This window comes from Thermoanaerobaculia bacterium, assembly GCA_035717485.1.
GTDB lineage: Bacteria > Acidobacteriota > Thermoanaerobaculia > UBA5066 > DATFVB01 > DATFVB01.
This window is the reverse complement of record DASTIQ010000110.1, coordinates 1-4,955: the sequence shown is the minus strand read 5'-3', so window position 1 is coordinate 4,955 and position 4,955 is coordinate 1. Positions and strand designations below refer to the sequence as shown.

Annotated in this window: 7 protein-coding genes; 2 read left to right on the top strand and 5 right to left on the bottom strand. The window is 70.9% G+C overall.

The window, feature by feature from the left end; all coding sequences use genetic code 11:
- Window positions 1-618: 618 nt before the first annotated feature.
- On the bottom strand, window positions 619-1,188 hold the full coding sequence (locus VFS34_05960; GenBank protein ID HET9793989.1) for a superoxide dismutase family protein: 570 nt from the start codon (window positions 1,186-1,188) through the stop codon (window positions 619-621).
- Between the two features lie 99 nt (window positions 1,189-1,287).
- The gene (locus VFS34_05955) at window positions 1,288-1,698 is read right to left on the bottom strand and encodes a hypothetical protein (protein ID HET9793988.1); all 411 of its coding nucleotides are present in this window, start codon (window positions 1,696-1,698) and stop codon (window positions 1,288-1,290) included.
- A 122-nt stretch (window positions 1,699-1,820) separates the two neighbouring features.
- Here VFS34_05955 and xerC point away from each other — a divergent pair, with 122 nt between their 5' ends.
- Window positions 1,821-2,759 (top strand): tyrosine recombinase XerC, encoded by a 939-nt coding sequence (gene xerC, locus VFS34_05950; protein ID HET9793987.1) that lies wholly within the window; start codon window positions 1,821-1,823, stop codon window positions 2,757-2,759.
- Between the two features lie 127 nt (window positions 2,760-2,886).
- Here xerC and VFS34_05945 read toward each other — a convergent pair whose 3' ends face one another.
- The 3 genes from VFS34_05945 to VFS34_05935 all read right to left on the bottom strand — a co-directional run bounded on the left by VFS34_05945 (window position 2,887) and on the right by VFS34_05935 (window position 3,932).
- Window positions 2,887-3,138 carry a hypothetical protein gene (locus VFS34_05945; GenBank protein ID HET9793986.1) on the bottom strand — a complete coding sequence of 84 codons (252 nt, stop codon included), beginning with the start codon at window positions 3,136-3,138 and terminating at the stop codon, window positions 2,887-2,889.
- A complete protein-coding gene (locus VFS34_05940) occupies window positions 3,135-3,644 on the bottom strand; it encodes a DinB family protein (GenBank protein HET9793985.1) in 510 nt (169 codons plus the stop codon). Before VFS34_05940 ends, VFS34_05945 begins: the two co-directional genes overlap by 4 nt.
- A gap of 135 nt (window positions 3,645-3,779) precedes the next feature.
- On the bottom strand, window positions 3,780-3,932 hold the full coding sequence (locus tag VFS34_05935; protein HET9793984.1) for a hypothetical protein: 153 nt from the start codon (window positions 3,930-3,932) through the stop codon (window positions 3,780-3,782).
- 282 nt (window positions 3,933-4,214) lie between these two features.
- On the opposite strand from VFS34_05935, the gene VFS34_05930 reads away from it, so the two are divergent.
- A partial coding sequence (locus VFS34_05930; GenBank protein ID HET9793983.1) for an efflux RND transporter periplasmic adaptor subunit occupies window positions 4,215-4,955 on the top strand: 741 nt, incomplete at its 3' end.

Below are 4,955 nucleotides of genomic sequence, written 5' to 3'. Positions count from 1 at the left end.
AGAGCCGGTCCTGGTCGATGTACTGGAAGGAGAGGTCGAGCGTCCATTGGCCCGGGTAGGGGAGGTTCAGCGATTGCGGATCGATCGGACAGGTCGCGGAGCCGCAGCTCGCCCGCCCTTCGCGGGGGAAGGCCAGCGCGGCGGCGAGAAGAAGGAGAACGGGAACGCGAGACTTCATCGAGTCACTCCTCGGATCCGGGTTCGTCGTTTTCGGACGCGAAGGTCCGCGGCGGCGGCGCCTCAGGCGCGGGGCGGCCGGCGGGGGGGAGGGGAAACCCGGGCTCGGGGCGAGCCCGCGGACGGACGAACGAATTCCGACGGGGGAAGGCCAGCGCCATCGGCCGAGGCGGTTTCGATCAGCGCCGGCGGAAGGCCCGGGAGAGCCGCCGCGACGCGATCTTCCGCCGGGCAGCTCCGGACGGCGCAGCCGGGCCCGGGAAGGCAGCACGCCATGGCGGCCCCGCCCCGGCAGCACGGCATCGAAGACGCGCGCGCGGCGGGCAGGCGGACTTCGGACGCCGCGAGAACCGAGAGGAGCGCGATCAAACCGATCGAACGGCGCATTCGAAAAGACGATAGCACGCCGGCGCCGGCGGGCGGCGCCTCCGCGAGGTTCCTTTACTTCAGGGAAGCCGCCGTCTTTTCCGCCACGACCCCGCAGCCGATCCGGCCGCCCGCGTTGCCCGTCGGCTGGGTGTGCATGTCGTCTTCCTTGGCGTGGACGACGACGGCGCGCCCCGCGACCGAGCGATCGCCGGGAAGCACGGTCAGCATCGCCGTGTCGAGCTCGAGGTGCCCGTGGCCGTCTTCCCCGACGAGGATGTTGCCGAAATCGCCGGCGTGGTGGACGGGGGCGTCGGGGGAGCCGTGCTCCATGTGCATCGGGTTGAAGTGTCCTCCCGCCGAGGTGGCGTCGGGCGCCGAGCAGTCGCCCTTCTCGTGGAGGTGGACGGCGTGGACTCCCTGCGGCGCCTTCGACACGTCGACCGAGACGTGGACGGCGTCGCCGTTCTGGACGAACGTCGCCGTCCCGGTGAGGCTGCTGCCGCTTCGACCCTCGATCGTCGCGACGGCGGTGGGTCCCGCGTGCGGCGTCGTGGTTGCCGGCGACGAGGATTTCGATCCCGAGCAGGCGGCGAGGAACGCGAGCGGGGCGAGAGCGACGAACGTCCGGGCGATGGTCCTCATGGAGTGCACCTCCGGGCCGATTCTATGCCGCGGTCGGGATGCGCGGATGCGGCGCAACGTCGTTCCACCGGCTCTCCGCCCCGCCCCCTCCCGCCGGCCTCATTTCCTCCGCTTCGCCCGGGCGGATGCTCGCGAGCTCTTCTTAGCCCGCCCCGATCCTTTCCGCCGGCCGCCGCGGGCGTCCTTCGCCGCGGCGGGCTCGATCCGGACGTCGGTGAAGACGCCGTTGAAACCGATGCGCGTCTCCGCCGTCTCCCCCGGAGCGATCGCGCCGGAGAATCGCCCTTTCTCCCGCATCACCAGGACGCCGTTTTCGAACGCCTGCGCCTCGAAGCCGATCGAGCGGCCGTCGAGCGTATGGGCGGAGTCGTTCCGCGCGACGACCCGGCAGATCGTCACGTGATCCGAGGAAACATAGGGATCGGGTTCGATCGAGAGCGTCGCGCCGGCGGCCGGAGCCCCGAAAGCGAAGCCGAACGAGAGGATCGAGAGGAGCGCGGGCGTTTTCATCATCCATCCTTCCCGGAGGGATGAAGGGCGCCGCGGGAGGGGCGCTGAGGACGAAGGGAGGGTAGCACGGGTCCGCCGGCGTCCGCCATTCGATTGACGAAAGGTGTACTTTGGAAAGAAGGATGTCCCGCACCCTCTCGGCCGCGATCACGGAGTTCCTGCGCGCGATCGCGCTCGAGCGGAACTTCTCCCCCCAGACGGTGCGGGCGTACACGGCCGACCTCGCGCGGTTCCGCGACTTCTGGGAAAACGAGTTCGCCAACGTTCCCGCGGCGAAGACGCCGATCCAGCGAGTCGACACGCTCGCGGTTCGGGCGCACGTCGCGGCGCTCCATCGCGCGAAGCTCTCGAGCCGGTCGCTCGCCCGGCATCTCTCGGCGATCCGGTCCCTCTTCCAGTGGGCCTGCCGATCCGGCTGGTGCGCGACGAATCCGGCGGCGTCCGTTCCGATGCCGCGCCAGCCGAAGAGTCTTCCCCGCGCGCTCACGTTTTCCGACACGGAACGACTCCTCGGCGCCGAGGGGGAAGGCGATCCTTTCCCGGAGCGCGATCGGGCGATGTTCGAGATGCTCTATGCCACGGGGCTCCGCGTTTCGGAGCTCGCCGGGCTCGGCCTCGACGATCTCGATGCGGGCCAGCGGCTCGCGCGCGTTCTCGGAAAGGGAGGGAAGGAACGGATCGTTCCCTACGGGGAGCCGGCGGCCGAGGCGCTCCGCGCGTATCTCCCGACCCGCGCGGCGCTCCGCGCGGCCGCGGAAACGCGAGGGGACGTCGGGGCCGACGCCGAGCCGCTCTTCGTCAATCACCGCGGCGGACGCCTGACGACGCGCTCCGTCGCCCGGATCCTGAAGCGCCGTCTCCGGGAGGCCGGCCTGCCGGACCGGATCTCTCCGCACGCGCTGCGGCACACGTTCGCGACCCATCTCCTCTCGGCGGGCGCCGATCTGCGATCGATCCAGGAGCTCCTCGGCCACGCGTCCCTGTCGACGACCCAGAAGTACACGCACGTCGACGCGGCGAGGTTGATGGAGGTCTACCGGAAATCCCATCCGAAGGCGTAGTGGCAAGTCGAAGAGTCGTGAGTTGGGCGGGGTCTCGGCCAGCGCCCTTCAGGCGCTGACCCGCGACCCGCGACACGGGACTTGTGACTCCTGACCCGCGACTCGCCGACTCGCGACTCGGGACCGTCTACTTCGTCGCCATCGCGATGTCGTTCGGGAAGTGATGCCACTCCCGGAAGTTCGTCGGGGAGCACTCCCGGGCTTCTTCCGCGGTCGCGTGCCGCGCGTTCCACGCGGTGTTGACGTGGAGGTAGATATGCATCATCGAGCGAAGCAGGGACTCCTCGTCGAATTCGTTCTCCGTCTCGAGCCGCCGGATCGTCGCGGCGAGCGCGGATTCCGCTTCCTTCAGGTTGAAGAGCACGTAGTTCCGGTTCATCGTCTCCTCCCGGCGCCGTGCTCGCGCGGCGCCATGCGTTTGATCAGCTGAATCTGCCCGGCGTGGTACAGGTCGTGCGCGGCCGCTCCCGAGATGAGCTCGCCGCGAGTGGTCTTCTTTCCGGGGAGCGGGCGGTCGAGCGTTCCGGGATCGACTTTTCGGATCGCCTCGCGCAGCGCCCGGTGGGTGGCGTCGAGGAGCGCGAGGTCCGCCTTCCAGGCTCCCTCCGAGGAATCCGAGGGCAGCCGGAACCAGTTCGATCCCTTGCGGCCGAACGCGCCGCGTTTTCCCCCCGTCAACGCGCGGAGCACGACGTATTTCCAGTACGCGGCATGGACCGCGATCTCCCAGACGTTGTGCCGCTCCGGTCCCGGCCGCCACGCGGCCTCGCGCGCGGAAAGCCCTCTCAGCGAGCCGCGCAGGTTCGGGCCGTGCCATGACCGCCGGTCGTAGGCCCGGTCGTAGAGGGAGAGGAGGATGCCGATCGAATCCGGCTCGCGGGACATGGCGTTTCGAAGAATAGCGCGCCCGGGCGATCCGGCGGCCCGCCTTCACCCGGGAGCGCGGGGGGAACTCGATCCTCACTCCGTGAGAGATCGGCGGTTCGGAAGGGGAGAAGGCTCCGCGGCGGATCGGCGCCCTCAGCGGGCGATGATCAGCGACAGACCGCGAACGACCCCCCAGATCTCGGCGGCTACGGAGGCGACCGCCAGGACCGTGATCGCCACCGGGACCCACCGGGACCGGAAGGGTTTGACGTCGCCGGTCTGCTCCTTCTCGTCCCCGTCTTCCATCGCACCGCTCCCACCCTTATGCACACGGCGTTCCGTACCTTTGTACGGCGGCCGGCGGCGATCGGTTTGGGCGCCGCCGTCTCGGCGGCAAGCCGATAGAATCGGGGGATCGAAGAGCGACAGCGCGCCTTCCCGGCGCGACCTCCCCGTTTCTTCCGCCGGCGGCGCGCCGGGGCGTTCCGCTCGCGTCCGTCCGCATTCGGACGCGTTCCGAAAGCGATCTCCCTCCTGGGCCTCGCTTTCCTGGCCGGGCCGGCGTGTCGAAAGGGGACGCTCGCCGGAGTGGCGGTCGCACGGCGACACGACATCACGATCCCGGTCCTGTGCGACGGGACGCTCGAGCCGGAGCCGGGCGGCGAGCGCCGGGCGCCGGAAGCGGCGTCGGTCGACCAGATTCTCGTCCGGGACGGCGCCCGCGTCACCGCGGGAGAGGTGCTCGTCCGGCTTTCGGCGCCCGATCTCGAACGGCAGGCGCGGGAAGCGAGCGGGGAAGCCGAGGCTCTCGATGTCGAGCGCGCGTCGGCCGCCGCGGAGATTCCTTCCCTCGACGTCGAAGCGACGCGCCGCGCGCGGGCCGTGGAATCCGACGAGCGCCTGCTTCGATCGGGGGCGATCACGGCGGAAGCCCGCGACGCCGATTCGGCGGCCGCCGCGGAGGCCCGGTCGCGGCTGGCTTCCGCGCGCGCCCGGCTCGAGGCTCTCGCTCCCGACCGGCCGGGTTCGCGCCTCGCGCTCGCCCGCCGTTCCGCCGCGGACCTCGAAGCGCGGGTCGCCCGGCTCGTCGTCACGGCGCCGTCGGCGGGGGTCGTCTACGGCCTGCCGCGGAAGACGGGGGAACGCGTCGAGGCGGGACAGGTCGTGGCCGCGGTCGCCGACCCCGCCCGCCGCCGGGTCCGGGCGCGGGTCGACGAGCCCGATCTTCCGAAGATCGCGCCCGGCCAGGAGCTGACCGCGACGTTCGACGGCCTTCCCGGACGGGAGTGGCGGGGCAAGGTCAGCGCCGTCTCTTCGACGCTCCGGGAC